Source organism: Streptomyces sp. NPDC002884, assembly GCF_040295245.1.
Classification (GTDB): Bacteria; Actinomycetota; Actinomycetes; order Streptomycetales; family Streptomycetaceae; genus Streptomyces.
Window position 1 is genome coordinate 232,123 of the sequence record NZ_JBEOVB010000001.1, and the last position, 25,792, is coordinate 257,914.

Here is a 25,792-nt window from a genome sequence, read left to right on the forward strand (position 1 = left end):
CCCTGCTGCGGTGAGCAGCCCTTTTGGCCTCGTGAACGGCGCGAATGTAGCGGAGCGTAAGCAGCCGGTCGCACATATCGACGTTCATTCATCCGATCGTGTGAGGATTGACCCCAGGGCTGACGCGGGGCGCGCGGACGTACAGTGGCGTGGGCGCGTTACGTGCCTGACGACTTTCCAGGGAGGCGCTTGCCGTGAGCGAGCTGCGGTTCGTCCGGATGGGGTTCGGCGGGGACGCCGTCGAGTACCAGGAGGCGTGGGACGAGCAACGCCGCGTGCACGCGGCGCGGTTCACCGACGAGGTTCCGGACACCGTGCTGCTCCTGGAGCATCCCCCGGTGTACACCGCGGGCCGGCGCACCGCCGATGACGAGCGCCCCCTGGACGGCACCCCGGTCGTGGACGTGGACCGCGGCGGCAAGATCACCTGGCACGGGCCGGGACAGCTGGTGGGCTACCCGATCCTGAAGCTGCCGCGGCCGGTGGACGTCGTCGCCCATGTGCGGCGTCTGGAGGACGCCCTGATCCGGGCGTGCGCGGAGTTCGGCCTCGAGACCTCCCGGGTCGAGGGCCGCAGCGGCGTGTGGGTGCTCGGCGATCCGGTGGAACAGCGCCCCTCGCTCGGCGGCCTGTCGCTGGACTTCGACCCCCGGCTCACCGACGAGGAGTTCGATCCGCGGCTGAACGGCCCCGAGTACGCCCCCTCGAACGCGGGCCAGCGACGCGAGGACCGCAAGATCGCGGCGATCGGGATCCGGGTCGCCAAGGGCGTCACGATGCACGGCTTCGCGCTCAACGTGAACCCCGACAACAAGTGGTTCGACCGGATCATCCCGTGCGGGATCCGGGACGCGGGCGTCGCCTCGCTGGCGAACGAGCTGGGCCGGGACGTCACGATCCACGAGGTGCTGCCGGTGGTGGAGCGGCACCTGGAGGACGTCCTCGGCAACGCGGAGCCCAAGCCGCGGGAGATCGAGAAGGCGACCGTCTGACGGGAATGGCCCCCTCGGCTCTGAGGTTGGCCTCACAGCAGGGCTCGGTAAGCACGGGCGTACCCTGGTGTACGCCGAAGAATCGAAAGTCTAAGCAGACAGGCAGGGAGCCGACGTGTCCGCAGTCGCACCCGACGGACGCAAGATGCTGCGCCTGGAGGTCCGCAACAGCCAGACCCCCATCGAGCGCAAGCCCGAGTGGATCAAGACCCGGGCGAAAATGGGTCCCGAGTACACGAAGATGCAGAACCTCGTGAAGAGCGAGGGACTGCACACCGTGTGCCAGGAAGCCGGCTGTCCCAACATCTACGAGTGCTGGGAAGACCGTGAGGCGACCTTCCTGATCGGCGGCGACCAGTGCACCCGGCGCTGCGACTTCTGCCAGATCGACACCGGCAAGCCCGAGGCGCTGGACCGTGACGAGCCGCGGCGCGTCGGTGAGTCCGTCGTCACGATGGACCTGAACTACGCCACCATCACCGGCGTGGCGCGCGACGACCTGGCGGACGGCGGGGCGTGGCTCTACGCCGAGACCGTCCGGCAGATCCACCTGCAGACCGCCGAGCGGGAGGCCGGGCGCACGAAGGTGGAGCTGCTCGCCCCCGACTTCAACGCCGTTCCGGAGCAGCTGGCCGAGGTCTTCTCCTCTCGGCCCGAGGTCTTCGCGCACAACGTCGAGACCGTCCCGCGGATCTTCAAGCGGATCCGGCCCGGCTTCCGTTACGAGCGTTCACTGAACGTCATCACGGCGGCCCGCGACTACGGGCTCGTCACCAAGTCGAACCTGATCCTCGGGATGGGCGAGACCCGCGAGGAGGTCAGCGACGCTCTCCGGCAGCTGCACGAGGCCGGCTGCGAGCTGGTCACCATCACGCAGTACCTGCGGCCCTCCGTGCGTCACCACCCGGTGGAGCGCTGGGTCAAGCCGCACGAGTTCGTGGAGCTGAAGGAGGAGGCCGAGCAGATCGGCTTCTCCGGCGTGATGTCGGGCCCGCTGGTACGGTCCTCCTACCGTGCCGGGCGCCTGTACCAGATGGCCGTCGAGAAGCGTGGTGCGTTCATCGCCTCGCAGGCCGTCTGACGCCACGTCAGCTTCCTTGCTCCGTACGGCCGCGGGCCGAGTGTGTGAATTCACGCACAAGCTGCTACTCGCCAGTAGTGACCGATTCGACGCGGCTCCGGCCGTCCTCGCAGATGAGGGCGTACGCCGGGGTCGCGTCAGCGTTTCGGCCCTGCGCATCAAGGTTTCATTCGTGTTTGACCGGTCGGTCACGCCCTGGTAACACCGAACAGTGACGCTGCTATCACGTCACGCAGAACACAGCCCCGTACCCGAAGCCGTCCGAGGGGGACATCCACCATGCAGGCCGCGCCCGTTCGCGCCACCGCGATCCCGACCTTCAGCACCGCACTGCGCGCCGTCGAGTCGCTGCTCATGAGCAGTGGCCAGCGCACCGCCCGTCGCAACGCCTGGACCTCCGTCCTGGAGGACCGCCGTCGCGCCAAGGACCGGGTCGAGGCGCAGCGCGTCCTCGAAGCGGTCACCTCCGCCCGCCCCTGACCCACCCCCTCCCCACACTCCCCACACCTCCCCTCCTGCCGTCGTAGGCGCTTCCGGGGCCACGTAGACTTCGTGGCATGGCGAGAAGTGACAGTGCGGCGGACGCCGCTAACCCCGGGCGACTGAAGCAGATCGCCCTGACGTTCAAGATGACCCACAAGGCCGACAAGACGATCGGTTTTGTCCTCGCGGGCGTCTTCCTCATCACCTTTGGCGTCTTTCTCGCGATCGGTTTCCTGATCGGTCACCCGGTCTACCTGGGCATCCTGGGCTTCCTGCTCGCCTTCCTCGCGACGGCGATCGTGTTCGGACGCCGGGCCGAGCGGGCCGCATTCGGCCAGATGGAGGGCCAGCCGGGCGCCGCCGCGGCCGTCCTCGACAACATCGGCCGGGGCTGGACGACCACCCCCGCGGTGGCGATGAACCGCAGCCAGGACGTGGTGCACCGGGCCGTCGGCAAGGCCGGCATCGTCCTGGTCGCCGAGGGCAACCCGAACCGGGTGAAGAGCCTGCTGGCCGCCGAGAAGAAGAAGATGAACCGCATCGTCGCGGACGTGCCGGTGCACGATGTGATCGTCGGTACGGGCGAGGGCCAGGTCGCGCTGAAGAAGCTGCGCACCACCCTGCTGAAGTACCCGCGGGTCCTGGCCGGCCCCCAGGTGACCGCCACCAACGACCGGCTGCGCGCCATGGGCGACCTGATGAGCAACATGCCGCTGCCGAAGGGCCCGATGCCGAAGGGCATGCGCCTGCCGAAAGGCGGCGGCAAGGCCCGCTGAATCGCCTCCCCACGTCACGAAGGGGGCGCCCGGATCACTCCGGGCGCCCCCTTCGTCGTACGAACGCCTCGGCCGTGCCGGGAGCCCTTCGCCCTGCCGAAGGCTCTTCGGCTGTGCCGGGAGCGCTCGCCCTGCGGGAGGCCCCTCGGCTGTGCCGGAGTCCCTCGGCCGCACGGGAAGCACTCGCCCTGCCGGAGTCCCTCGGCCGCACCGGAAGGCGCTCGCCCAGCCGAAGGCTCCACGGCTGTCCCGGAGTCCCCCGGTCGCACGGGAAGCACTCGCCCTGCCGGAGGCCCTCGCATGTGCCGGGAGCCCTTCGCCCTGCAGGAGGCCCCTCGGCTGTGCCGGAGTCCCTCGGCCGCACGGGAAGCACTCGCCCTGCCGAAGGCCCTCGCATGTGCCGGAAGGCGCTCGCCCTGCCGAATACTCCTCGGCCGCGCCGGGGGCCTCTCGGCCTTGCGGGAGACTCCCGGTCCTACCAGGGACCCCTGGCCCTACCGGAGGCCCCCCGTTCCGTACCGGAGACACCCGGTCCTACCGGAGGCCTCTCCGCCGCGCGGTCGGAGGCCCCTCGGTCGCGTCGGGGGCACCTCGGCCGCGGGTCGGAGGCTCCTCGACCGTGCCCGAGGCCCGTCGGCCCTGCCGGAGACCCCGGCCCCGCCGAAGACCCTTAGGCCCGGCCGGAGGCTCAGATGCGGACTTCCACCGTGCGGGCCAGGCGGTCGTGCAGGCCGCGGCCGTCGCGGTCCCAGATCAGGGCCGGGAGGGCCAGGCAGAGCAGGATCGTGCGCGCCACGGAGCGCAGGGGGCTGACCGTGCCGGTCTCGACGGACACCACACGCAGACCGAACAGACGCTTGCCCGGGGTGGAGCCGATCGTGCCGACCGTCAGGACGCTCAGCACGAAGAAGACGAGCAGAGCCCAGTTGCTCGTCGCCGGGCGGTAGCCGTCCGTGATCAAGCTGTATGCGATCAAGACGCCGAAACCCCAGTCCACGGCCAGCGCTCCGAGCCGTCGGCCGGGGCGGGCGATCGAACCCGGCCCGTGCTCCGGCAGACCGAGCTGCTCGCCCCTGTATCCGAAGTCGACACCGGCTTCCTCGGCGGCCGCGCGGGGGCCCGAGAGCCACGAGCCGATTGCATCCCTGTTGTCCACCCGACCACGGTACTGCGCCCGTTTCGCGATACGGACAGGTGGGGTACACCGGGCTGGCTCCGGTTAACTTGTGCGAAACAAATGGGTCACGCCCGAGAAATCACCCGTCCCTAGGGTCGATGACAGCGTGTGCCACCGCACTGGCCGCACGAACGAACTACCACCCCGGCTCGACGGCCGGGAGTAGGAGGAGCTGGATGTTCCAGAACGCCGACGAGGCCAAGAAGTTCATCGCGGACGAGGACGTCAAGTTCGTCGACGTCCGCTTCTGCGACCTGCCGGGCGTGATGCAGCACTTCACGCTGCCCGTCGAGGCGTTCGACCCGGACGAGGAGCTGGCCTTCGACGGCTCGTCGATCCGCGGTTTCCAGGCCATCCACGAGTCCGACATGGCGCTGCGCGCCGACCTGTCGACCTCGCGCGTGGACCCGTTCCGCCGTGACAAGACGCTGAACATCAACTTCTTCATCCACGACCCGATCACGGGCGAGCAGTACTCCCGTGACCCGCGCAACGTGGCGAAGAAGGCGGAGGCGTACCTGGCGTCGACCGGTATCGCCGACACCGCGTACTTCGGCCCCGAGGCCGAGTTCTACGTCTTCGACAGCGTGCGCTTCCAGACCTCGGCGAACGAGTCCTTCTACCACATCGACTCCGAGGCCGGCGCCTGGAACACCGGTGCGGTCGAGAACAACCGCGGTTACAAGGTCCGCTACAAGGGCGGCTACTTCCCGACCCCGCCGGTCGACCACTTCGCCGACCTGCGTGCGGAGATCTCCCTGGAGCTGGCCGCGTCCGGCCTCCAGGTCGAGCGCCAGCACCACGAGGTGGGCACCGCCGGCCAGGCCGAGATCAACTACAAGTTCAACACGCTGCTCGCCGCGGCCGACGACCTCCAGCTCTTCAAGTACATCGTGAAGAACGTCGCCTGGCGCAACGGCAAGACCGCGACCTTCATGCCGAAGCCGATCTTCGGCGACAACGGCTCGGGCATGCACGTCCACCAGTCGCTGTGGACCGCCGGCTCCCCGCTCTTCTACGACGAGGCCGGTTACGCGGGCCTGTCGGACATGGCCCGCTACTACATCGGCGGCATCCTCAAGCACGCCCCGTCGCTGCTGGCCTTCACCAACCCGACGGTGAACTCCTACCACCGTCTGGTCCCGGGCTTCGAGGCTCCGGTCAACCTGGTGTACTCGCAGCGCAACCGCTCCGCGGCCATGCGTATCCCGATCACGGGCTCCAACCCGAAGGCCAAGCGCGTCGAGTTCCGCGCGCCCGACTCCTCCGGCAACCCGTACCTGGCGTTCTCCGCCCTGCTGCTCGCCGGCCTGGACGGCATCAAGAACAAGATCGAGCCGGCCGAGCCGATCGACAAGGACCTCTACGAGCTGGCCCCCGAGGAGCACGCGGGCGTCGCGCAGGTCCCGACCTCGCTCCCGGCCGTCCTCGACCGCCTCGAGGCGGACCACGAGTTCCTGCTCGCCGGTGACGTCTTCACGTCCGACCTGATCGAGACGTGGATCGACTACAAGCGCACCAACGAGATCGCCCCGCTCCAGCTGCGTCCGCACCCGCACGAGTTCGAGCTGTACTTCGACGTGTGATATCGCCCCAGGTCGGAGCGGGTTCCCGCTCCCCTGGGCCGTCTGTGGGCCGTCGGCCGCGCTCTTCCCACTCCGGGAAGCGCGCGGCCGGCGGCCTTTCGCGCTCACGGCCCGGGAGACGCTCCCTCGCCGAACACCGGGTCGATGGCCCGACGCGCCCGGTCCCCGCTGTTCGGCATCAGGCGTGCGTACGTCCGCAGCGTGGACCCCGGGTCCGAGTTACCGCGGTACTCGGCCAGGGCCTTGACCTTCTCCCCTGCGTCGACGGGTGCTTGACTTCGCGCATGATGCCCACGATCTACGTCTTACTCGGCTGGGCGATCGGGACAGTGCTCGTGGCACGGCGAGCCCGGCGGGCTGCCGCGCGGGCTGCGGCAGGTGAAGCGGTTCTCTTCCTGGTTGGGGCCAACCGGCCGGACGAGGGACGCCGATACAGCGTTGGCCGGGTGCGAACCGGACGCGAGTTCCGATGGGAGCCTCGCTGGGCGTGGACGCGGCTGCGCGAACTCCCGACAGATCTGCGCTATGTCCGCACACGTCATGCGACGTCCGGCGAAGCGTGGTGGATCGCGCCGGGCGCGCTGGTGATCGAGTGTGAATCGTCTCGAGGGCCGGTACGGCTGTGGGCCCGCGCGCAGCAGGCGGTGCAGGTTGTGGAGATGATCCGGCGTACAGGTGCCCCGGACTTGTCGAGGCCTTATCCAGACTGCCCATGACGACAGCCCCGACCGATTCGCCTGGTCAGGGGCCGTTCACCCGCGGTGGGTGTTACGCGCGTCGCCCGCCTCGCTGATCGGTATCCAGCGCTTCCCGAGCAGCCTGCCGAAAGCCTGCTCTGGGAGCTTGAATCGCTTCCATCGCGGTATCAAATCTCACCTACCGCGCCCAGTGCCGCGCCGCACACTGCCGCTATCCCGGAATCCACGGCGGGCCATTAGATCGCCGGAGGGAGGCTTGTCGCAAGATCGCATCAGGACTCGGTCGGTTCCGTACAGCAGCGAAGTACAGCAGCCCCGCTGCCCCCATTTCCTGTTTTTCAGGGACGGGGGCGTCGTCGTATGGTTCCTGGCACTGCTGTTCGACGGGAAGACCTCGACAGAGGTGACGGGGGAGATACGGGAATGTCCGAACAGGACGATGTGGAGCGGGAGTTCGACCTGAAGTGGGCCGACGGGGCGGCGCACAAGGAGCCGTCGGCGCGGGCCCGGATGCTGGCCGCCCGCTGGAAGGAGAACCCACCGGGGCCGGTCCCGTTCCGCGGCGGCCCGGACCGGGTGGCATCGCCCCGGTCGTCATGGCTGTCGACGGCACTCGTCCTGGGCTGCGTGGCCGCGGTGATCCTGCTGCTGGGATACGCGCGGTTCCGGGCGCCGTACTAGAGGGGCGGCGGGGGTGCGGGAGGACAGGCGGGGCGCGGAGGCGGCGGCGGTGCGGCTCGCCGGGGGCATGCCCCTGAGGAACGCGGTCGTCGTCGCCGATCCACGGGCCTGGCTCGCGTTGGACGAGGCGGCGCGGGTGGTGTTCCCACACCATCTCGAAGATCTGCCGCAGTGGGAGCAGGCCGCCCAGCTGCCGGCCGATCTGTCGCTGCTCGACGAGCCCCGGCTGGCACTCGCCCTCTGTCATCGTGACGGTTGGACACGTGAGGCGGCGCTGGGGCCGGCGGCTCGGTACCCCGACCTGCTGCCGCTGGTCGTCCTGCGCTGCGGCGACTGGGTGACACCGGTGCGCGAGCGCGCCCGGAAGGTGCTCCGCGAGGCGCTCGATCCTGGTGCCGCCGTCGCTCTCGCGCCGCTGATCCTGCTCCTCGGGCGCCGGCACCAGGGCGCCTTCGCGACGGAGTTGCTCGCCGAGGTACTCCGTGGGGCGCCCCCGGAACGGCTCGCGTGTCTGTACCCGCACGCCGATCGCGTCGTACGTCGGTTCGCGTACCGGCTCGCGATCGAGCAGCGGCTCCTCTCCCCCGGTCGGCTCGCCCGGGCTGCCGCCGGCGACTTCGACACCGTCGTCCAGAACCTGTGCGCGGACGCCGCTCTGGCCGCCCTGGCCGCCGTCGCGGACGGGGACGTCGACGACGTGCTCCGGCCGTTGCTCACCGCGCGCAACTCGCGGGTCCGGTCCGCCGGGGTGACCGCGCTGCGGCGGGCCGGGCGGGCGGAGCGGGCCGTGGAGTTCCTGGCCGACCGGGCGGGGCTCGTGCGGGCCTGCGCGCGCTACGTCGTCCGGCAGCACGGGGGCGATCCGCTGTCCTGGTACCGGGAGCGGTGCGCGGAGCGGGGCGGTCACGCCCTGCCGCCGGGTGCCGTCGCCGGGCTCGCGGAGTGCGGGGACCGGGGTGACGCCGAGGTGCTGTGGTCGCTGGTCGGGCATCCGGCCGCCGGTGTGCGGGCGCGGGCCGTGGGCGGGCTGCGCGTGCTGGACGCGGTCGACGTGCGGCGGCTGTTCCCGTTGCTCGACGATCCCGCGCCGGGAGTGGTGCGGGAGGTGACCGCCGCGGTGCTGCCCTCGGCGGGGCTGGTGCCCGAGGAGTGGCTCGTCGAGCGGCTCGGCGCCGGTTGGCCCCGGCCCGTGCGGATCGCCGCGTTCCGGCTGCTCGCGGAGCAGGGCGGAGCCGCGGAGCAGCGTGCCCTGATCGCGCTGCGGAACGATCCCGACGAGGAGCTGCGGCGGCGGGCGACGCGGCCCGCACGGCGCTGAGGCCGGAGTGCGGGCGCGCCGGTGTTCGCGGCATGCGTTCACAGGGAGCTTTTGCTCCGCCTAGGTCCGTTCGGGGACCGTTCATGGGGGTGCGGCGGTGCACACTTGCAGTGGGACGAGTGCCTGACTGCGGGGTGATGCAGATGCAGAGCCGTTTCCGGAGCGACCGGCGGCTGACCGTGCGGATGACGGTCACGTTGTTCCTGCTCGGGCTGTTGTACGTGGCGTTCGTCGCCGCGTTGATCGTGTTGCTGAAGTCGTGGGTGCTGGTCGCGGTCGTCGCGGTGGCGATGCTGGGCGCCCAGTACTGGTTCTCCGACCGGGTCGCCCTGTTCGCGATGCGTGGGCGGGTCGTGGAACGCGAGGAGTATCCCGAGCTGCATGCCGTGATCGACCGGCTGTGCGCGCTCGCGGACATGCCGAAGCCGGTGGTCGCCGTCTCCCAGATGGGCATGCCGAACGCGTTCGCGACCGGGCGGAATCCCGACCACGCGGTGGTGTGCGTGACGACCGGGCTGCTGGGGCGGCTGGAGCCGGCCGAGCTGGAGGGTGTGCTCGCGCACGAGTTGTCGCATGTGGCGCACAAGGACGTGGCGGTGATCACGGTCGCGTCGTTCCTGGGTGTGATCGCGGGGCTGATCGTGCGGTTCGCGTTCTACTCGCAGGTGTTCGGCGGCGCGCGCAGGGACCAGAACGCCGCGGTCGTGTTCGCCGCCGTGATGGGTGTCTCGGCGGCCGTGTACGCGATCAGTTTCCTGCTCATCCGGGCCCTGTCCCGGTACCGGGAGCTGGCGGCGGACCGGGCGGCGGCACAGCTGACCGGCCGGCCCTCGGCGCTGGCCTCCGCGCTGACGAAGGTCTCCGGCGACCTCGCCCGTATCCCCACGAAGGACCTGCGGACGGTCCAGGCCTTCAACGCCTTCTACTTCACCCCGGCGCTGGGCGCCGAGCCCGGTGTGGCGGGACTGTTCTCGACCCACCCGAGCCTGGAGCAGCGGCTCGAGCAGCTGGGGCGGATCTCCGCCGAGCTGGGCGAGGCGGCCGCTCCGGGGAAGGCGGGCTGATCATGGGGCTGCTGGACATCCTGCTCGGCCGGACCAAGCCGGTCGTGCCCGATCTGGACCAGCTGTTCGCGCTGCCCTCGGCGGCGGTGACGCTGGAGGCGGCGGCCGGGTTCACCCCGACCGGGCAGGGTGCCGTGTGCTTCGCGACCGTCGAGGGCTCGGCCTTCGACCAGACGCACCGCGAGGTCCAGGCGCTCCTCGACGCGGACACCGAGCGCACCGGTGCCCCGGTGCGGCTCGTGCGGGACGACTACGGGTACTCCTGGCTGGTCTCGCAGCGCACCCCCGACCAGCTGCCGCTCCTGGTCAACGACCTGCACGCGGTGAACAGCGCGATGGAGGTCAACGGCTTCGGGCCGCAGTTGCTGTGCTCCCTCGCCGGGTTCGAGGAACAGCGGGGCGGGGCGCGGGAGCCGGGCGGTCGCCGGCTGGCGCTCGTGTACCTGTACAAGCGCGGGGCCTTCTACCCGTTCGCGCCGCTGCCCGGTACGGGGCAGCGGCGCGACGGCGCACTGGAGCTGCAGGTGCAGGCCGCCCTCGCGAGCGACCTGCGGATCGAGCAGGACCTGGGCCGCTGGTTCCCGGTGTGGGGAGCCCCCGGCCTGTAGGCGGATCGGGCTTGCCTGCTTGCCTGCCTGCCACTTGCCTGCCTGCTGCTTGCCTGCCTGCTGCTTGCCTGCCTGCTGCTTGCCTGCCTGCTGCTTGCTATTTGCTGCGCTCGCGCTCCTGGCGGCGGGACTCCAGGGGGCGCTCGCGACGGTAGCGGCGCTCCCACTTGGCCTGCTTGTCACGGCGGTCGCGGTACGCCTTGTACGACGTCGGCGGGGTTCCCGCGCCCGGCGCGGGGCCGGCGGGCGAGGACGACGCGGACGACGCGAGCCCGTACCGCACGTACAGGAACAGCACGGCGGCCGCGGCGAGCCAGTAGAGCGGGTTTCCGAATCCCAGGACCACCAGGACGACGGCCCCGGAGAGAACGACGGTGCCCATGGTGTACCTCCTTCCTGGGCAGGGACGGTGACTGAGCGTGGTGAGAGGGGCGGGGGGATGCCTTCAGCGTACGGAGTCCGTCACTCAACGTGCATCTCCTTTTCGGCGGACCTAGAGTCGGGCCAAACGGACTCAACAGTTCATCGACTGCCATGAGGGGTGCCCGGATGAGCAATCTCTTCGTCGTCGCCTACGACGACCTCGCCACCGCCAACCAGGTGCGCGAGAAGCTGTTCGAGCTGTCGAAGGAGCATCTGGTCGAGCTGGAGGACGCGGTGGTCGTCGAGCGGCGCGGCGACGGCGGGATCAAGTTGCACCAGGCGGTGAACCACACGGCGGTGGGCGCGGCCGGCGGCGCCGTGTGGGGCGGGGTGATCGGGCTGCTCTTCCTGGCGCCGCTGCTCGGCGCGGCGGTGGGTGCGGCGGCCGGCGCGGCCGGGGGCGCGCTCACCGACACGGGCATCAACGACACCTTCATGAAGGACCTCAGCCAGAACCTGCGCCCGGGCGCCGCGGCCCTGTTCGTCCTGGTGAAGCACGCCGCCGAGGACAAGGTCATCCCTCAGCTCACGCCGTTCGGCGGCCAGTTGGTGCAGACCTCGCTGAGCAAGGTCGAGGAGGACCACCTCCGCGAGGCGATCAAGGCGGCCCGGGCGGAGACCGCCCCGGAGTGAAGCCCAGGGATGCCGCGTGAAACCCAGGGGTGCCGCGTGAAGCCCGTGGGTGCGTCAAGCCCGTGAGTGAATGGGTCCCATGAGCGAACTGTCCCCTTTCACGCACGAGTACGACGGTGAACGGCTCAGCGGGGTGCACGGCGGTGGTCCGGCAACGGTCACCGCCGTTCTGCTGCACGGCGCCGGCAACGGCAGCAAGGAGCGGCTCCTGCCGCTGGCCCACGAGTTCGCCGTCCACGGCTGCCGCGTCCTCACCCTCGACTTCTCCGGCCACGGCGAAAGCAGCGGCGAACTGCGGGAGTTGAGCCTGCGTCGACGCTTCGAGCAGGCGGTCTCCGTGATCGACGCGCGTGTCCCCGCGGACGGGACGCTGGTGCTCGTCGGGTTCAGCATGAGCGGGCAGACGGTGGCCGACCTGGCCGCGTTCTACCGGGACCGGGTGACGGCCCTGGGCCTGTGCGCGCCCGCGGTGTACGCGGCCCGGGCGTGGGACGTCCCCTTCGGCTCGGGAGACGGGGAGTTCAGCGCGATCATCCGCAGGCCCGGGAGCTGGCGGGAGGCGCCCGCACTCGACGTGCTGCGCGCGTACGAGGGCCGGGCGGTGCTCGCCGTGCCGGGCACGGACACGGTGATCCCGCCGCAGGTGACCGAGGCGGTCCAGGACGCACTCGCCACCCGCGCCCGGTACACGAGGTTCGAACTGCCCGCCGCGGGACACCGGTTGGGCCTGTGGTTCCAGGACCACCCGGACGACCGGCGCGCGTTCGTGACCGCCGTGCTGGCCGGCCCGGACGAGCGCGGGCGGACGGCGACGCGGTCCTGAGCGGCCGGGTGACGGGCGGCGGGCGGCCGGGCGGCCGGAGGCGTCAGACGCCCGGCGCCGCGCTCACCACGCCCGCCGCGACCGCCGCGCCCAGGGTGGCGTGGTCGGCGGCGGTCCGGTCGGCGTAGGCCACGGCGAAGTCGGCGACGGAGCGTTCGAAGGTCTCGGCGCCGCCGAGGTAGCCGGCGATGGCGATCCGGTCGCCGGACCGGGCGTGGGCGCGGGCCAGGGCGGTGCCGCACAGCCGGGCGTACGCCGCGAGGTCGGCCGGGGACATCCCGGCGACGCCCGCGGAGCTCTTCGGGTCGCGCAGCTGACGCCAGTAGAAGGCGCGGCTCTGCGGCCCGGTCATCCAGCCCAGGAAGACGTCCCCCGCGGCCTGGAGCAGCCGCTGCCCGGCGACGACCCGGTGGCCGGGATGCGCGTAGGGGCCGCTCGGCAAGTACTCCTCCAGGACGGACGCGCGGGCCTCCTTGATCTGGAGGAACAGCGGGTCGTCGGTGTCGCGTCCGGCGAGCAGCACGATGAAGCAGCGGGTGCCGACGCTGCCCACGCCGACAACCTTGCGGGCGGCGTCGACGAAGCGGTAGCGGTCCAGCAGCAGGCGGCGCTCCTCGGTGAGGGTGGAGCGGTAGTCGCTGAAGATCTTGCGCAGGGCGGCGCTGTCGGAGGCGCCGGCGGGTTCGATCAGCGGTGGGTCGTGGATGATGCGGCGGCGTCCGTCGACGACCTCCGTGAGTTTGCCGAGGGCCTGGAGGCTGGTGCGGCGGCGGGCGCGGGTGAGGCTGCCCTCGGCCCGTCCGCGGTGCCGGGCGGAGCGCAGCAGGGGCAGCAGTTGTTCGGCGTCGATGCGCTCGTACCAGACGGCGAGCTCGTCGAGCCGGGACAGCCGCCGCACGGCGGTGCGGTAGGCGGCCGCGGCCTCCTGGGCGGCGCGGTGCACCTTCGGCTCGGGGTGGCCGTTCTCGCGGGCGGCCACCGCGACGGAGGCGGCGAGCCGTTTGACGTCCCACTCGAAGGGCCCGGGGAACGTCTCGTCGAAGTCGTTGAGGTCGAAGAGCAGCCCCCGCTCCGGGGAGGCGTACAACCCGAAGTTGAGCAGATGGGCGTCGCCGCACAGCTGGACCGTCAGCCCGGTGTGCGGCTGGGACGCCAGGTCGGCGGCCATGACGGCGGCCGAGCCGCGCAGGAAGGCGAAGGGCGAGGCGGCCATCCGCCCGTACCGGATCGGCAGCAGCTCGGGGAGCCGGTCCCGGCCCTGCCGCTCGAGCACGGCGACGGGGTCGGGCCGGTCGACGGACGGGAGCCAGAGGGCGTGGGCGGAACGGGCGACGCGCTTACGGGCGTCCCGGCCGCGCCCGGCACGGTCGGTGGGGGTGGTCATCCGCGTCGCCTTCGCACCACATCCGCCTCCCGGTCCACGACACTTCCCGGTTCACGACACTTCCCGGCCTCCTGTTCGCAGTGAAGGCCGCGAGGGGAGCGTCCGCATGTCGGGTACGTCGAACGGGTGACACGGGCGGCGGGACCCGATTGTCAGTGGTGTCGGTCAGGATGGCGGGAAGGGACGAGTGCCGGACGGCGACAGAGCCACGGGGCGACGGCGACGGCGGCGACGACGGGTGGAGGCCGGCAATGGGCGACGGGCTGCGGTACATCGGTGTGGCGGAGCGGCGGGCGCGGCTGGCCCTGCGGCACCGGCTGGCCCCCGAGGCGCGGGTCGCGACGCCCGAGGCGGTGGCCGGCGCGCTTGTCGCCCTGCACGGCTCGGACCCGGCGACGGTGTACCTGGCGGTCGGCGCCCGCCTCGCCGACCCGGCGGCGACGGTGCCGGAAACCGACCGGGCGCTGTACGCGGACCGGACCCTCGTCCGGATGCACGGGATGCGGCACACCGTCTTCGTGTTCCCGACGGAGTCGACGGCGGTCGTGCACGCCTCGACCGGCCTCGCGGTCGCCGCGCGGGAGCGGGCCGGCCTGGTCAAGGACATGGCGAAGGCCGGCGCTCCGGACGCGGCCTGGCTGAAGGAGGTCGAGGAGTCGGCGCTGGCCGCGCTGGCCCGGCTCGGCCAGGCGACGGCGGCCGAACTGGCCCGCGAGGAGCCGCGTCTGCGGGAGCAGTTCGTGTACGCGGCGGGCAAGCCCTACGAGGGCGTCCACACCGTCGTGACGCGGCTGCTGAGGGTGCTGGGCGTGGAGGGCAAGGTGATCAGGGGGCGCCCCCTGGGCTCGTGGACGTCGAGCCAGTTCCGCTGGGCCCTCGCCCCCGCGCACGCCGAACTGCCGGTGGCGCAGGCCCAGTCGGAGCTGTTGCGGCGCTGGCTGACGGCGTGCGGCCCGGCCACGGAGGCCGATCTGAAGTGGTGGACGGGGTGGAAGGTGACGGACGTACGCCGGGCGCTGACGGCGATCGGGGCGCGGGCGGTGGCCCTGGACGAGGGGACGGGGTACGTCGTCGAGGACGACGTGGAGGCCGTGCCCGCCCCCGGCGGACCGTGGGCGGCCCTGCTGCCCGGCCTCGACCCGACGGCGATGGGCTGGCAGGGCCGGGACTGGTATCTGGCCCCGGAACTGCGCCCCGGCCTGTTCGACTACAGCGGGAACGTGGGCCCGACGGTGTGGTGGAACGGCCGGGTGGTGGGGGGTTGGGCCCAGCGGGCCGACGGCGAGATCGTGTGGCGGATCCTGGCCGGCGAGGGCGGGGGGAAGCCCGACGGCGAGGGCGAGGGCCTGGGCGGCGAGGCGAGGGCGGCGATCGGGGCGGAGGCGGCGCGGCTGGAGGCGTGGCTGGGGACGACCCGGGTGACACCGAGGTTCCGCACGCCGGTGGAGAAGGAACTGGTGAGCTGACTCCTCGGCCCGCCCCGGCCCGGCGCCCGGCCCGGCGTCTGACCCGGCCTCTGCTCTCTTCCCCGCCCCCGTCCCGACCCCGGCCCCGGACGGGGGCGCCGACGCCGGATGCCGTCACCTGGGACGGCACCCGGCGCCCGGTTCACCGTGAGTACCGCAGCAGCGCCCGCACCATGTGGCACGTCGTGTCCGACGGCGCGTGAACGCCGATCAGCTCCGCCGTGCTGCGGATCTTCTCGTTGCGGGCCTGGTTCGGCATATACACGCCCAGGTCGAGCAGGGCGATGGCGAGACGCATCGCCTTGAGGCGACGGTTGTGCGTGGCGTACCACTCGCGCGGACGCCCGGGCGGCAACGGCCGCTTCTCGACGGGCACATAGGGCAGATCGAGCTGGACGGAACGCTTCGCGGTGGACTGGGTCGGCAACGGCTTCGGCTTCAGTGCGGCAGCGGGCACAGGCATCCTCCTGTCGCGGTCAGGGCCCGGTCCGGAACCTCCGGCGAACCCTCGAACACTGCTTCTATTCTACCGCCCACCACTGACAAACGCCCCTGATCACAGGGGTTTTCGCCGCCTCGAACGGCTACCGTGTGCCGCATGGAGATCTGGATCAACCCCGCCTGTTCCAAGTGTCGCAGCGCCCTCACGCTCCTCGACGCCGAGGGCGCCGACTACACCGTCCGCCGCTACCTGGAGGACGTGCCGAGCGAGGACGAGATCGCGGCCGTGCTCGACCGGCTCGGCCTGGAACCCTGGGACATCGCCCGCACCCAGGAGGCCGTGGCCAAGGAGCTCGGCCTGAAGGACTGGGCGCGGGACGCGAGCACGCGCGGACGCTGGATCACCGCGCTCGCCGCGCACCCCCGGCTCATCCAGCGCCCCATCATCACGGCGGACGACGGCACCGCGCTGGTGGCCCGCACCGACGAGGCCGTACGGGACGCCTTGTCCCGGTAGGACCCGCCCTGGCCGGACAGCCGACGGTTCGTCCGGCGGCGGGAGCCCGCGCACCGGGCACTGCTACCCTCCGCCGCCATGACCTTCGGTGATCAAGGACTCGGGTCCCCTCCGGGGCAGCGGCGCACACGACGGCGCCGGCCGACCCGGCGCTCGGCGGCCGTCGGGTCCTGCGTGGCCCTCGTCGCCGCCGTCGCCGCCGGCACCGCGCTGATCGCGGACGAGGACGACGGCCACCGGCCCGGGTCCGCTCCCCCGGCGACGGCGTCCGCGACCGCCTCGGGCCTCGCGGCCGTGCCGTCACCGGACGCGGGCCTCCCGTACGACGCCCCGAGCGCGCTCCGTTCCCTGCTCGCCCGCCCGGTCGTCCGGCCGGAACAGGCGTTCCCCTCGACGAGCGTCCGGCTGAAGGACGGCTCCCGGTACGCCCGCGTCGACCTGGTCACCACCGTCGACTGCGCACGGGGCACCTCGCGCGGCCTCGCCCGGTTGATCGAACAGGGCGACGGGTGCGCCCGGTCGACGGCGGCCCTGTTCACGGACACCGAACGGCGCTCGCAGGTGACGGTCACCGTGCTGAGCTTCGAGCGGGTGGCGGACGCCTCCCGCGTGTTCACGATGGCCTCGACGGACCCGGTGACGTACGGGGTGGTCCCGCTGGATCCGCCTCCGCAGGCCGGCCTGCCGACGGTCCCGTCGGGTTCGGCCGGGGTCCTCCGGCGGACGATGACGATCCGGTCGGTGGTGTTCGCGAACGGGCGGTGGGGCGACGGCACGGAGACCGACGAGGCCGAACTCGCGGCCCGGACCGAGGGGTTGCTCCAGCGCGCCGACGACACGGTGACGGCGTACGAGGAGGGGAGGAGCTGACTCCGGCCCTCCGCCCCGACTCGGGTGTGACGCACGCCACTTCGATTGACTCCCGTAACCGCTGAGTAACCTCGTTCGGTATCTCGTACATAGCGGCGTACGCTCCCCTACCCCTCAGGAGGCGCGCATGTCGCGCAGGAGAAGTCTCGGCCCGAAGAAGAAGATCGCGCTGCTCGTCAGCGCCGCGGCGGTGGCGGGTGCCGGGGCCTTCGCCATGGCGTCCACCTCGAACGCCTCGCAGGACGCGCAGAACGCCAACACGCTGTCCGCCGGGGACTCGACCGTCTGTGCGGGACTGGCCACTGCCTTCGGCAACAACGAGAAGTTCATCGAGGGCCAGAAGACGAACCCGGACGCGCAGTCGGCGGCCCGGATCGCCAACCGCGAGGCGGTCCTCGCACAGATCAAGGTCCAGCAGCAGGCGTCCGGCTGCGTCGTTGGGGAGTCGGCTCAGGACTCCCAGGCGACCCAGCCGTCGCAGGCCGCTTCCGCACCGGCGGCTTCCGCCCCGGCCGCTTCCGCACCGGCCGGGAACACGGGCAACGCGGGAAACACGGGTAACGCGGGTAACGCGGGAAACGGCGGCGGTGCCGCCTCCGGCCAGCAGGTCTGCAACGGTTCCACGGTGACGCTCTCCGGCGAGGGCGGTGCCCCGGCCGCGTCGAGCAACCAGTTCCCGGCGGGGACCAAGCTGAAGGTCACCAACCTGGACAACAACAAGTCCACGACCGTCGAGGTGACCTCGGTCTCCGGCAGCTGTGCCCTGCTCAACAACGCGGCCTTCGAGCTGGTCCGTGAGCCCGGCAAGTTCCTGATCCGCCGGGCCCTGATCGAGAAGGTGGGCTGAGGCTCCGCCGCCGGGCACCTCGGTGAACCGGCGGCGGCGCCTTCCGGCGCATCCCGACAAGGGTGTACGTGTCATCCGGTCCTGCTGCTCGCGGCCACGAGCAGCAGGACCGGTGCGTTCCGGACCCGCGGCGCCCTCGCGCACGAACCGCCGAGGTGCCGCTCACACCGTGAGCCTCACCACAGAACCACCAGGTAACACGGGGTTCACATTCGAGCAATGACCGGGAAATCGCCTGTTGACAGTCTGCCCGGCAGACAAGGCGGCGCCCCAGTGCCGCAGCGCCGCAGCACCCGCAAGTGCGTCAGACACACCCCGAAGGAAGTGGCCCGTGACCTTCAAGGCTGAGTACATCTGGATCGACGGCACCCAGCCGACGGCGAAGCTCCGTTCCAAGACGAAGATCATCGCGGGCGAGCCCGCCGGTCTCGACGCGCTGGGGATCTGGGGCTTCGACGGATCGTCGACGAACCAGGCCGAGGGGCACTCCTCGGACCGTGTCCTCAAGCCGGTCTTCACCTGCCCCGACCCGATCCGCGGCGGCGACGACATCCTCGTCCTGTGCGAGGTCCTCAACATCGACATGACGCCGCACGAGTCCAACACGCGTGCCGCGCTCACCGAGGTCTCCGACAAGTTCGCGTCGCAGGAGCCGATCTTCGGCATCGAGCAGGAGTACACGTTCTTCCAGGACGGTTACCCGCTCGGCTTCCCCAAGGGCGGCTTCCCGGCCCCCCAGGGCGGCTACTACTGCGGTGTCGGCGCGGACGAGATCTTCGGCCGTGAGGTCGTCGAGGCGCACCTGGAGAACTGCCTGGCCGCCGGTCTCGCGATCTCCGGCATCAACGCCGAGGTCATGCCCGGCCAGTGGGAGTTCCAGGTCGGCCCGGTCTCCCCGCTCGAGGTCTCCGACCACCTGTGGGTGGCCCGCTGGCTGCTCTACCGCACCGCCGAGGACTTCGGCGTCGCCGCCACCCTCGACCCGAAGCCGGTCAAGGGCGACTGGAACGGCGCCGGCGCGCACACCAACTTCTCCACGAAGGCGATGCGCGAGGGCTACGACGCGATCATCACCGCGTGCGAGTCGCTCGGCGAGGGCTCGAAGCCGCTCGACCACGTGAAGCACTACGGCGCCGGCATCGACGACCGTCTGACGGGTCTGCACGAGACCGCCCCGTGGAACGAGTACTCCTACGGTGTCTCCAACCGTGGCGCCTCGGTCCGCATCCCGTGGCAGGTCGAGAAGGACGGCAAGGGCTACATCGAGGACCGCCGTCCGAACGCCAACGTCGACCCGTACCTGGTGACGCGTCTGATCGTCGACACCTGCTGCTCGGCGCTGGAGAAGGCCGGCCAGGTCTGATCCGGACCGAACCCGGTTCCTCCCGGAATTCCCGGAAGGGGCGCCCGCCGACTCGGCGGGCGCCCCTTCCGCGTTTCCGCGCCGCCACGACGAACGACCGCCCGGGGCCTGCGCCGACGTCGACTTCACGCCAGGAAACGTCCAAGCTGTGAGAGGAGGCTCCTGTAACGGGCGGGTGTCTGCTTCAATGGGGCCATGGCCGGATTCAAGAAGTGCAGCGCGACAGGTCGCCACGACCTCGAGCCCTTCTGGCCTTCCCGTCAGCACCATGACTTCGACCGGGTGTGTTGCCGCGCGATGAACGCGCCGGCCCTCTAAAGCCGTACACCCCGGCCTTCGGCCAGCGCGCACGACGTACGTCCTCGACGAGCCCGACCACGAATCGCGGCCGTCGTCCTCCCGACGAACTTCTCGCGCGAAAGAGCTGACCTCTCATGGCGAACACTCGTTCCCTCTCCTCCGCTCCCAGCCTCACCGCCGCCACCCCGAACGGCACCGCCCGCCACCGACTGCGGGCCGTCGACCGGGACGAGGTGGTCGACGTCGCCGACTTCCTGCCGCCGGGCGCGACCTGGCTGCCCGCTCCCCCGCACACCCTGCCCACCCTGCCGGGCCAGCCGCCGATGGTCGGCTACCTCGTGCTCGTCCCCGCCGACCAGCAGCCGCCGTTCCTGCCGGTGGCGGTGCCGGACCGGCCGGCGGCCGAGGAGGCCCCCGAGGCGGAGGGCGCCGGGCGTCCGCTCGTACGGATCGACCCCGTACAGCGCACGGCCGCCGTGGACGGACAGGAACTCGACCTCACCTACCTGGAGTTCGAGCTGCTGGCGCACCTGGTCGCGCACCCGAACCGGGTGCACACCCGCGACCAGCTGGTCACCACGGTGTGGGGCTACGGGCACGTGGGCGACGGCCGCACGGTCGACGTCCACATCGCCCGGCTGCGCCGCAAGCTGGGCGCACAGCACCGCCAGTCGATCCAGACGGTGCGCCGGGTCGGCTACAAGTACACCCCGCCGACCGCCGACTGACCCGCTTCGTCTGCCGACGGCAGAGCGCGGTTCCGCCCCGCGTCCGGACCGGGCACAGTCACCGGTATGAGACTTCTGGTGCTGGGTGGTACGGAGTTCGCGGGACGGGCCGTCGTCGAGGCGGCCCTCGGGCGCGGCTGGGACGTGACGGTCTTCAACCGAGGGCGGCACCCGACCGCCCCCGGCACCCGGTCCCTGACCGGTGACCGCACCGCGCCCGGCGGCCTCGACGCCCTGGCCGAGGGCGACTGGGACGCCGTCGTCGACACCTGGTCGGCGGCGCCCTGCGCGGTGCACGAGGCGGCGCGGCTGCTGCGGGGCCGCGCCCGCCGCTATGTGTACGTGTCGAGCTGCTCGGTGTACACCTGGGCCCCGCCCGCCGGGTACGGCGAGGACGCGCCCGTCGTCGAGGGCGCCGAACCCGACGCCGGACAGAGCGACTACGCCCGCGACAAGCGCGGCGGCGAGCTGGCCGTCGTCGACGCCTTCGGCGCGGAGGCCTCCGTCCTCGTACGGGCCGGGCTGATCCTCGGCCCGTACGAGAACGTCGGCCGGCTGCCCTGGTGGCTGACCCGGATCGCCGCCGGCGGCCCGGTCCTCGCGCCCGGCCCGCGCGAGCTGCCCCTGCAGTACGTGGACGTCCGCGATCTCGCCGAGTGGATCCTCGGCGCGGTCGAGCGGGAGCTGAGCGGGCCGTACAACCTGATGAGCCCGCAGGGCCACGCGACCATGGGCGAGCTGCTGGAGGCGTGCGCGCGGGCCACCGGCTCGGACGCCGAACTGCGGTGGACGGCGCCGGAGGTCATCCTCGGCGCGGGCATCGAACCGTGGACCGAACTGCCCGTGTGGGTGCCGCCGGGCACCGACCTGCACGACGCCCTGCACGCGGCCGACGTCTCGCGGGCGGTGGCGGCGGGGCTGTCCTGCCGCCCCGTCGGGGAGACCGTCGCCGACACCTGGGACTGGCTGAGGTCGATCGGCGGTACGGCGCCCCAGCGCCCCGACCGCCCCCGCAAGGGCCTGGACCCGGAGGTGGAGGCGAAGGTACTCGCGGCGGGCTCCGGCTGACCGGACCCCGCGGGTGTACCTGGCACCACCCTCCGACCGGGGGCGTCGGGCCAGTGACCGCCGGTCGACGGCTCGGCCAGACTGACGCCATGAACACCAACACGAAGAGCGGCGACGGCGGTTCGAGGGCACGGGGGATGGCTCTCGCCGCCGTACGGGGGCTCGCGCTGGCCGTCGGGTCGCTGCCGCTGAGCATCCTGGGCTTCTGCCTCTCCCTCGTGTCCATGGCGCTGATACCGATCGGGGTCGGGGCCCTCACCACGCCCTACGTGGTGAAGGGCGTGCGCGCCTACGCCGAGTGGCGGCGGGCGCTCGCCGAGCGGTGGGGCGGGGTGCGCATCCCGTCGGCGTACCGGCCCGCCCCCGAGACCCTCAACCCGTTCACGCGCACCTTCGCGCTGCTGCGCGACCCGGCGACCTGGCGGGACCTGCTGTGGCTCCTGGTGGACATGCCGGCCGGCTTCCTGACCGCGCTGCTGCCGGCCGTCCTGGTCCTCTATCCGGTGGAGGGGCTGGCGCTGCCGGCCGGGCTGTGGCGGGTGTACGTCGAGACGCCCGGCGTCGCGTACTGGTACGGCTTCGTACCGGTCACCGGCCAGGCGTCCGCGTTCGGCGCCGCGGCCCTGGGCGCGGTCCTCCTCGTCGTCGCCCACCGCTACGCCGTGAGCGCCCTCCACGTCCACTTCCGCCTCACCCAGGCCATGCTCACCCCGAGCCAGGCCGAACTGGCCGAGCGCGTGAGGGTGTTGACGGAGACCAGGCGGGACGCCGTGGACACCTCGGCCGCCGAACTGCGCCGCATCGAGCGGGATCTGCACGACGGCGCCCAGGCCCGGCTGGTGGCGATGGGCATGGATCTCGGCACTGTCGAGATGCTCGTCGACAAGGACCCGGAGAAGGCCAAGGCCCTGCTCGCGCAGGCCCGCCGGTCGTCCGCCGATGCGCTCGCCGAGCTGCGCGATCTGGTGCGCGGCATCCACCCGCCGGTGCTGGCCGAGCGTGGACTCGGGGACGCCGTACGGGCGTTGGCGCTGCGACTGCCGGTCACCACCGAGGTGAGCGTCGAGCTCGAGGGCGGCCGGGTGGACGCGCCCGTGGAGTCGGCGGCCTACTTCGCGGTGAGCGAGCTGCTCACCAACGCGGTCAAGCACTCCGGCGCCGGCCGGATCTGGGTCGACCTCCATCACGGGTCGGGCCGGCTGCGGATCTCGGTCACCGACGACGGCTCGGGCGGAGCGGCGATCGGGGCGGGCTCGGGCCTCGCCGGCGTCGAGCGGCGACTGGGTACATTCGACGGCGTCCTGGCCGTCAGCTCTCCCGCGGGCGGTCCCACCATGGTGACCATGGAGATCCCTTGCGTGTTGTCCTAGCCGAGGACCTCTTCCTGCTGCGGGACGGTCTCGTCCGGCTGCTGGAGGCCTACGACTTCGAGATCGCCGCCGCCGTCGAGAGCGGGCCCGAACTGGAGCGGGCGCTCGCCGAACTGGAGCCGGACGTCGCCGTGGTCGACGTCCGGCTCCCGCCCACGCACACGGACGAGGGCCTCCAGTGCGCGCTCCGGGCCCGCCGCAGGAGACCCGGGCTGCCGGTGCTCGTCCTCTCCCAGCACGTCGAGCAGCTGTACGCGCGCGAACTGCTCGCCGACGGCACCGGCGGGATCGGCTATCTACTGAAGGACCGGGTGTTCGACGCGGAGCAGTTCGTGGACGCCGTCCGTCGGGTCGCGGCCGGCGGTACGGCGATGGACCCGCAGGTGATCCAGCAGCTGCTGGCCCGGCGCTCGGGTGACGGTCAGGGGCCGGTGGACCGGCTCACCCCGCGCGAGCGGGAGGTGATGGAGCTGATGGCACAGGGCCGGTCGAACGCGGCGATCGCGGGCAAACTGGTCGTCACCGAACGGGCCGTCGCCAAGCACACCGCGAATATTTTCGTGAAGCTGGGTTTGGAGGTCTCGGACGACGACAACCGCAGGGTGCTGGCGGTTCTGGCGTATCTGGACCGGGATCGATGACCCGGGCAACTGGTGTGTCGTGTGAGGGTGTTGGGGTTGTTTTGTCGTACGGAGCTCTCATCAATTTCTGAGCGGGCTGAACACCTGTGAGGCGAGGTGCGTAAAGGAGGGGGCAGCTTCAGCTTCACTCCTGTCGGGCGCCTCGATGCTGCCCCGCAAGGAAGTCAGAGGAGTTCCATGGGACGCAACATACGTAAACGCCGTTCGTCGATGGCCACGAAGGCCGTGGCAGCATCGGCGGCCCTAGCGCTCGGCGGGGGCGGGCTGATCTGGGCAAACTTCTACGCTTCGGCGCACGAGTCGAACTCGGGCCAGAACTCGACCAAGGCCGCCACGGCGGCCGCCCAGGTCGCCACCATCTCCTGCCCGGATGTGGGGCAGAAGCTGACGAATGTACCCCAGGGTGCGAAACAAGGTGTCGCGACCGAGCTGGCCAACCTCGACAAGCAGATCACCGAGGCCTACACCCGGCTCGCCTCTACGCGTCAGGCCCAGACGAACGACGCCAGCTTCGTGCAGAACGCGATCACCGGCCCCCTCAAGGAGAAGCGCGCCGCCACGATCGACCGGATCCGGATCAACATCCAGCGCTCCGGTGGCCAGTTCAACAGCTCGCTGAGCCAGTTGGCGGCCTGCACCACGCAGGCGGCGAACACCAACGCGGGCCAGGCGGGCAACGGCCAGCAGAACAACAACAACGGCCAGAACAACAATGGCCAGAACAACAACGGCAACCAGAACAACGGTGGCCAGAACACCGGCAACGCCGGTCAGAACAACGGCGGCCAGCAGAACAACGGCAACGCCGGCCAGGCGCAGAACGGCCAGGGCGGCAACGGCCCGGTCGCCGCGGACTTCGTGGACATCACGAAGGTCCAGGCCAACGCGCAGCTGGGCGTGGGCGCGAACGGCGTCGCCGCCAACGGCAACAGCGGCTCCCGGGGCACCTTCACCTCGAGCTGCGGCACCAACGGGAACGACAACCACAACACGGACAACGTGATCGTCGCCCCCGGTGTCACCAACGGCGCGCACCACCTGCACGACTACGTCGGCAACCAGAACAACGACGCCTTCGCGAGCGACCAGGAGCTGGCCGGCGCCGGCACCAGCTGCCAGAACCAGGGCGACAAGTCCTCGTACTTCTGGCCGGTGCTGCGTGTCCAGGACGGCAGCCAGGACTTCGACCAGAACAACGACGGCGGTGGCAAGGAAGGCAACGTCGGCAAGATCCTGCAGCCCGCCCAGGCGCAGATCAAGTTCGTCGGCAACAAGAAGGGCAAGGTCGTCGCGATGCCGACGGCCCTGCGCATCATCACCGGTGACGCGAAGGCCTTCGTCAACGGCAACGCCAACGCGAACGTGAACTGGAGCTGCACCGGCTTCGAGAACAAGGTGCAGCTGGAGACCCAGTACCCGATCTGCCCGCAGGGCAGCCAGGTGGTGCGGACGACCAACTTCCAGAGCTGCTGGGACGGTCAGAACATCGACAGCGCCAACCACCGCACGCACGTGGCGTTCGCCGCGGCCGACGGCACCTGCGCCAACGGCTTCAAGGCGATCCCCCAGCTCCAGGTCCGGCTGGTCTACAACGTTCCGGCCCCGAAGCTCCAGAACGGGACGGTCGTGAAGCCGTACGCGGTGGACAGCTTCCCGGAGAACCTGCACAAGCCGATCACCGACCACAACGACTTCATCAACTTCTTCTCCACGAACCTGATGAACAAGATGGTCAACTGCATCAACACCGGCAAGAAGTGCAAGTGACCCGCTGAGCGGGACACCCGGTGAAGCCGACCGGTAGACCGGAACGGTGAAGCCGACCGAGAAGGCCGGCGGTGAGGATTCCTCACCGCCGGCCTTCTGGTGTGCTCCGGGTGCGCGGGGCGCGTCGCCCGCGCGGGGTGCGCGGGTCCGGTCAGTGACCGGAGTGCGAGGCGCCTTCGGAGGGCTCGCCCGACACATGCGCGGAGTGGTCCGTGCCCTCCTCGATGTCACCGCCGAGGGTCTTGCGCAGCGCCGTCACGGTGCTGGTCTCCTCACCCACGGCGATCCACTTGCGGCCGACCAGGTAGTGGCCGCCGTAGTCCTTGGCCCCGTTGATCCACTCGCGCTGACCGCGGTCGGTGGCGAAGGTCAGCAGGATGAACTTGCCGTCGGCGTTCTTGCAGAGCGCCTGGCGGAGTTCGTCGGCGTCGGTCTGCATGTCGGGCGTGCACTTCACCTCGGCGGCCAGGTGTTCCAGGCTGCCGGTCGCCGTCACCGGGACGGTCTCCTCGGCCCCGTCGGAACCACAGCCCGTCAGCACCAGCGCCGCGGCGGCGGCGGCCACCGCGAGCATCGGTCGGGTCATCTTCATCCGTTCCTCCCTGCAAGAGCCTCGCACTGGATACGGCTCTCACGCGCGGTGCGCTCAAAATACCCGTGCCCGGTGGGGACACCCGTGCGAGAGTG

General features: G+C 71.3%; 25 protein-coding genes and 1 pseudogene. 21 read left to right on the forward strand and 5 right to left on the reverse strand.

Going from position 1 to position 25,792, the window contains the following annotated elements; all coding sequences use genetic code 11:
- The first annotated feature begins 194 nt into the window (after positions 1-194).
- From lipB to ABT070_RS01065, 4 genes are all read left to right on the forward strand, one after another.
- Positions 195-992, forward strand: coding sequence for a lipoyl(octanoyl) transferase LipB (gene lipB, locus ABT070_RS01050; RefSeq protein WP_351752830.1), 798 nt, complete (start codon positions 195-197; stop codon positions 990-992).
- Positions 993-1,107: 115 nt separating this feature from the next.
- The gene (gene lipA, locus ABT070_RS01055; protein WP_351752833.1) at positions 1,108-2,073 is read left to right on the forward strand and encodes a lipoyl synthase; all 966 of its coding nucleotides are present in this window, start codon (positions 1,108-1,110) and stop codon (positions 2,071-2,073) included.
- A gap of 279 nt (positions 2,074-2,352) precedes the next feature.
- Positions 2,353-2,553, forward strand: a complete 201-nt coding sequence (locus tag ABT070_RS01060) for an SCO2195 family GlnR-regulated protein (protein WP_171396819.1) — start codon at positions 2,353-2,355, stop codon at positions 2,551-2,553.
- Between the two features lie 77 nt (positions 2,554-2,630).
- Positions 2,631-3,332, forward strand: a complete 702-nt coding sequence (locus ABT070_RS01065) for a DUF4191 domain-containing protein (protein ID WP_171396820.1) — start codon at positions 2,631-2,633, stop codon at positions 3,330-3,332.
- A gap of 688 nt (positions 3,333-4,020) precedes the next feature.
- On the opposite strand, the gene ABT070_RS01070 is transcribed toward ABT070_RS01065, so the two are convergent.
- A complete protein-coding gene (locus tag ABT070_RS01070) occupies positions 4,021-4,488 on the reverse strand; it encodes an RDD family protein (RefSeq protein WP_351752836.1) in 468 nt (155 codons plus the stop codon).
- Positions 4,489-4,685: 197 nt separating this feature from the next.
- Between ABT070_RS01070 and glnA the strand changes: the two genes are divergently transcribed.
- The 5 genes from glnA to pspAB all read left to right on the forward strand — a co-directional run bounded on the left by glnA (position 4,686) and on the right by pspAB (position 10,464).
- On the forward strand, positions 4,686-6,095 hold the full coding sequence (gene glnA / locus ABT070_RS01075) for a type I glutamate--ammonia ligase (protein WP_351752838.1): 1,410 nt from the start codon (positions 4,686-4,688) through the stop codon (positions 6,093-6,095).
- Positions 6,096-7,216: 1,121 nt separating this feature from the next.
- Positions 7,217-7,474, forward strand: coding sequence for an SCO2583/SCO2584 N-terminal domain-containing protein (locus tag ABT070_RS01085; RefSeq protein ID WP_351752841.1), 258 nt, complete (start codon positions 7,217-7,219; stop codon positions 7,472-7,474).
- 13 nt (positions 7,475-7,487) lie between these two features.
- Entirely contained in the window at positions 7,488-8,792 is a 1,305-nt protein-coding gene (locus tag ABT070_RS01090; protein ID WP_351752844.1) for a hypothetical protein, read from the forward strand.
- Between the two features lie 143 nt (positions 8,793-8,935).
- Positions 8,936-9,856, forward strand: a complete 921-nt coding sequence (gene htpX / locus ABT070_RS01095; protein ID WP_351752847.1) for a zinc metalloprotease HtpX — start codon at positions 8,936-8,938, stop codon at positions 9,854-9,856.
- A 2-nt stretch (positions 9,857-9,858) separates the two neighbouring features.
- Positions 9,859-10,464, forward strand: coding sequence for a PspA-associated protein PspAB (gene pspAB / locus ABT070_RS01100; RefSeq protein ID WP_351752850.1), 606 nt, complete (start codon positions 9,859-9,861; stop codon positions 10,462-10,464).
- Positions 10,465-10,561: 97 nt separating this feature from the next.
- On the opposite strand, the gene ABT070_RS01105 is transcribed toward pspAB, so the two are convergent.
- Positions 10,562-10,846, reverse strand: a complete 285-nt coding sequence (locus ABT070_RS01105; RefSeq protein ID WP_351752853.1) for a hypothetical protein — start codon at positions 10,844-10,846, stop codon at positions 10,562-10,564.
- A 167-nt stretch (positions 10,847-11,013) separates the two neighbouring features.
- On the opposite strand from ABT070_RS01105, the gene ABT070_RS01110 reads away from it, so the two are divergent.
- Positions 11,014-11,520: a DUF1269 domain-containing protein gene (locus tag ABT070_RS01110; protein WP_351752856.1), complete on the forward strand. Its 507-nt coding sequence runs from the start codon at positions 11,014-11,016 to the stop codon at positions 11,518-11,520.
- A gap of 79 nt (positions 11,521-11,599) precedes the next feature.
- Positions 11,600-12,340, forward strand: a pseudogene (locus tag ABT070_RS01115) (alpha/beta hydrolase); the annotation flags it as partial.
- A gap of 46 nt (positions 12,341-12,386) precedes the next feature.
- On the opposite strand, the gene ABT070_RS01120 reads toward ABT070_RS01115, so the two are convergent.
- A complete protein-coding gene (locus ABT070_RS01120; protein ID WP_351752859.1) occupies positions 12,387-13,727 on the reverse strand; it encodes a DUF2252 domain-containing protein in 1,341 nt (446 codons plus the stop codon).
- Between the two features lie 251 nt (positions 13,728-13,978).
- Between ABT070_RS01120 and ABT070_RS01125 the strand changes: the two genes are divergently transcribed.
- Positions 13,979-15,193: a winged helix DNA-binding domain-containing protein gene (locus ABT070_RS01125; RefSeq protein ID WP_351752862.1), complete on the forward strand. Its 1,215-nt coding sequence runs from the start codon at positions 13,979-13,981 to the stop codon at positions 15,191-15,193.
- Positions 15,194-15,335: 142 nt separating this feature from the next.
- Here ABT070_RS01125 and ABT070_RS01130 read toward each other — a convergent pair whose 3' ends face one another.
- Complete coding sequence (locus ABT070_RS01130) at positions 15,336-15,650, reverse strand: hypothetical protein (protein WP_351752865.1); 315 nt, start codon at positions 15,648-15,650, stop codon at positions 15,336-15,338.
- Between the two features lie 141 nt (positions 15,651-15,791).
- On the opposite strand from ABT070_RS01130, the gene ABT070_RS01135 reads away from it, so the two are divergent.
- The 9 genes from ABT070_RS01135 (at position 15,792) to ABT070_RS01175 (ending at position 25,105) form a co-directional block, all read left to right on the forward strand.
- Positions 15,792-16,151: an arsenate reductase family protein gene (locus tag ABT070_RS01135; RefSeq protein WP_351752868.1), complete on the forward strand. Its 360-nt coding sequence runs from the start codon at positions 15,792-15,794 to the stop codon at positions 16,149-16,151.
- Between the two features lie 78 nt (positions 16,152-16,229).
- Complete coding sequence (locus ABT070_RS01140) at positions 16,230-17,021, forward strand: hypothetical protein (protein ID WP_351752871.1); 792 nt, start codon at positions 16,230-16,232, stop codon at positions 17,019-17,021.
- Between the two features lie 127 nt (positions 17,022-17,148).
- Positions 17,149-17,868, forward strand: coding sequence for an SCO2207 family protein (locus ABT070_RS01145; protein WP_351752874.1), 720 nt, complete (start codon positions 17,149-17,151; stop codon positions 17,866-17,868).
- Between the two features lie 331 nt (positions 17,869-18,199).
- The gene (gene glnII / locus ABT070_RS01150; RefSeq protein WP_351752877.1) at positions 18,200-19,231 is read left to right on the forward strand and encodes a glutamine synthetase; all 1,032 of its coding nucleotides are present in this window, start codon (positions 18,200-18,202) and stop codon (positions 19,229-19,231) included.
- A 434-nt stretch (positions 19,232-19,665) separates the two neighbouring features.
- Positions 19,666-20,259, forward strand: a complete 594-nt coding sequence (locus ABT070_RS01155) for a winged helix-turn-helix domain-containing protein (RefSeq protein WP_351752880.1) — start codon at positions 19,666-19,668, stop codon at positions 20,257-20,259.
- 66 nt (positions 20,260-20,325) lie between these two features.
- Positions 20,326-21,327 carry an NAD-dependent epimerase/dehydratase family protein gene (locus ABT070_RS01160; RefSeq protein ID WP_351752883.1) on the forward strand — a complete coding sequence of 334 codons (1,002 nt, stop codon included), beginning with the start codon at positions 20,326-20,328 and terminating at the stop codon, positions 21,325-21,327.
- A gap of 89 nt (positions 21,328-21,416) precedes the next feature.
- The gene (locus ABT070_RS01165) at positions 21,417-22,697 is read left to right on the forward strand and encodes a sensor histidine kinase (protein ID WP_351752886.1); all 1,281 of its coding nucleotides are present in this window, start codon (positions 21,417-21,419) and stop codon (positions 22,695-22,697) included.
- Positions 22,682-23,338 (forward strand): LuxR C-terminal-related transcriptional regulator, encoded by a 657-nt coding sequence (locus ABT070_RS01170; RefSeq protein WP_307162938.1) that lies wholly within the window; start codon positions 22,682-22,684, stop codon positions 23,336-23,338. The genes ABT070_RS01165 and ABT070_RS01170 overlap by 16 nt, the downstream gene beginning before the upstream one ends.
- A gap of 177 nt (positions 23,339-23,515) precedes the next feature.
- The gene (locus ABT070_RS01175) at positions 23,516-25,105 is read left to right on the forward strand and encodes a DUF1996 domain-containing protein (RefSeq protein ID WP_351752889.1); all 1,590 of its coding nucleotides are present in this window, start codon (positions 23,516-23,518) and stop codon (positions 25,103-25,105) included.
- Between the two features lie 151 nt (positions 25,106-25,256).
- Here the strand turns inward: ABT070_RS01175 and ABT070_RS01180 are convergent, their stop codons facing one another.
- Positions 25,257-25,697, reverse strand: coding sequence for a hypothetical protein (locus tag ABT070_RS01180; protein ID WP_351752892.1), 441 nt, complete (start codon positions 25,695-25,697; stop codon positions 25,257-25,259).
- Positions 25,698-25,792 lie beyond the last annotated feature (95 nt).

Bases quoted from the DNA above. Each gene is read 5' to 3' on its own strand.
- ABT070_RS01060 (WP_171396819.1), top strand. From the start codon at position 2,353: ATGCAGGCCGCGCCCGTTCGCGCCACCGCGATCCCGACCTTCAGCACC.
- ABT070_RS01065 (WP_171396820.1), top strand. From the start codon at position 2,631: ATGGCGAGAAGTGACAGTGCGGCGGACGCCGCTAACCCCGGGCGACTG.
- glnA (WP_351752838.1), top strand. From the start codon at position 4,686: ATGTTCCAGAACGCCGACGAGGCCAAGAAGTTCATCGCGGACGAGGAC.
- ABT070_RS01085 (WP_351752841.1), top strand. From the start codon at position 7,217: ATGTCCGAACAGGACGATGTGGAGCGGGAGTTCGACCTGAAGTGGGCC.
- htpX (WP_351752847.1), top strand. From the start codon at position 8,936: ATGCAGAGCCGTTTCCGGAGCGACCGGCGGCTGACCGTGCGGATGACG.
- pspAB (WP_351752850.1), top strand. From the start codon at position 9,859: ATGGGGCTGCTGGACATCCTGCTCGGCCGGACCAAGCCGGTCGTGCCC.
- ABT070_RS01105 (WP_351752853.1), bottom strand. From the start codon at position 10,846: ATGGGCACCGTCGTTCTCTCCGGGGCCGTCGTCCTGGTGGTCCTGGGA.
- ABT070_RS01110 (WP_351752856.1), top strand. From the start codon at position 11,014: ATGAGCAATCTCTTCGTCGTCGCCTACGACGACCTCGCCACCGCCAAC.
- ABT070_RS01120 (WP_351752859.1), bottom strand. From the start codon at position 13,727: ATGACCACCCCCACCGACCGTGCCGGGCGCGGCCGGGACGCCCGTAAG.
- ABT070_RS01125 (WP_351752862.1), top strand. From the start codon at position 13,979: ATGGGCGACGGGCTGCGGTACATCGGTGTGGCGGAGCGGCGGGCGCGG.
- ABT070_RS01135 (WP_351752868.1), top strand. From the start codon at position 15,792: ATGGAGATCTGGATCAACCCCGCCTGTTCCAAGTGTCGCAGCGCCCTC.
- ABT070_RS01140 (WP_351752871.1), top strand. From the start codon at position 16,230: ATGACCTTCGGTGATCAAGGACTCGGGTCCCCTCCGGGGCAGCGGCGC.
- ABT070_RS01145 (WP_351752874.1), top strand. From the start codon at position 17,149: ATGTCGCGCAGGAGAAGTCTCGGCCCGAAGAAGAAGATCGCGCTGCTC.
- ABT070_RS01155 (WP_351752880.1), top strand. From the start codon at position 19,666: ATGGCGAACACTCGTTCCCTCTCCTCCGCTCCCAGCCTCACCGCCGCC.
- ABT070_RS01160 (WP_351752883.1), top strand. From the start codon at position 20,326: ATGAGACTTCTGGTGCTGGGTGGTACGGAGTTCGCGGGACGGGCCGTC.
- ABT070_RS01165 (WP_351752886.1), top strand. From the start codon at position 21,417: ATGAACACCAACACGAAGAGCGGCGACGGCGGTTCGAGGGCACGGGGG.
- ABT070_RS01175 (WP_351752889.1), top strand. From the start codon at position 23,516: ATGGGACGCAACATACGTAAACGCCGTTCGTCGATGGCCACGAAGGCC.
- ABT070_RS01180 (WP_351752892.1), bottom strand. From the start codon at position 25,697: ATGAAGATGACCCGACCGATGCTCGCGGTGGCCGCCGCCGCCGCGGCG.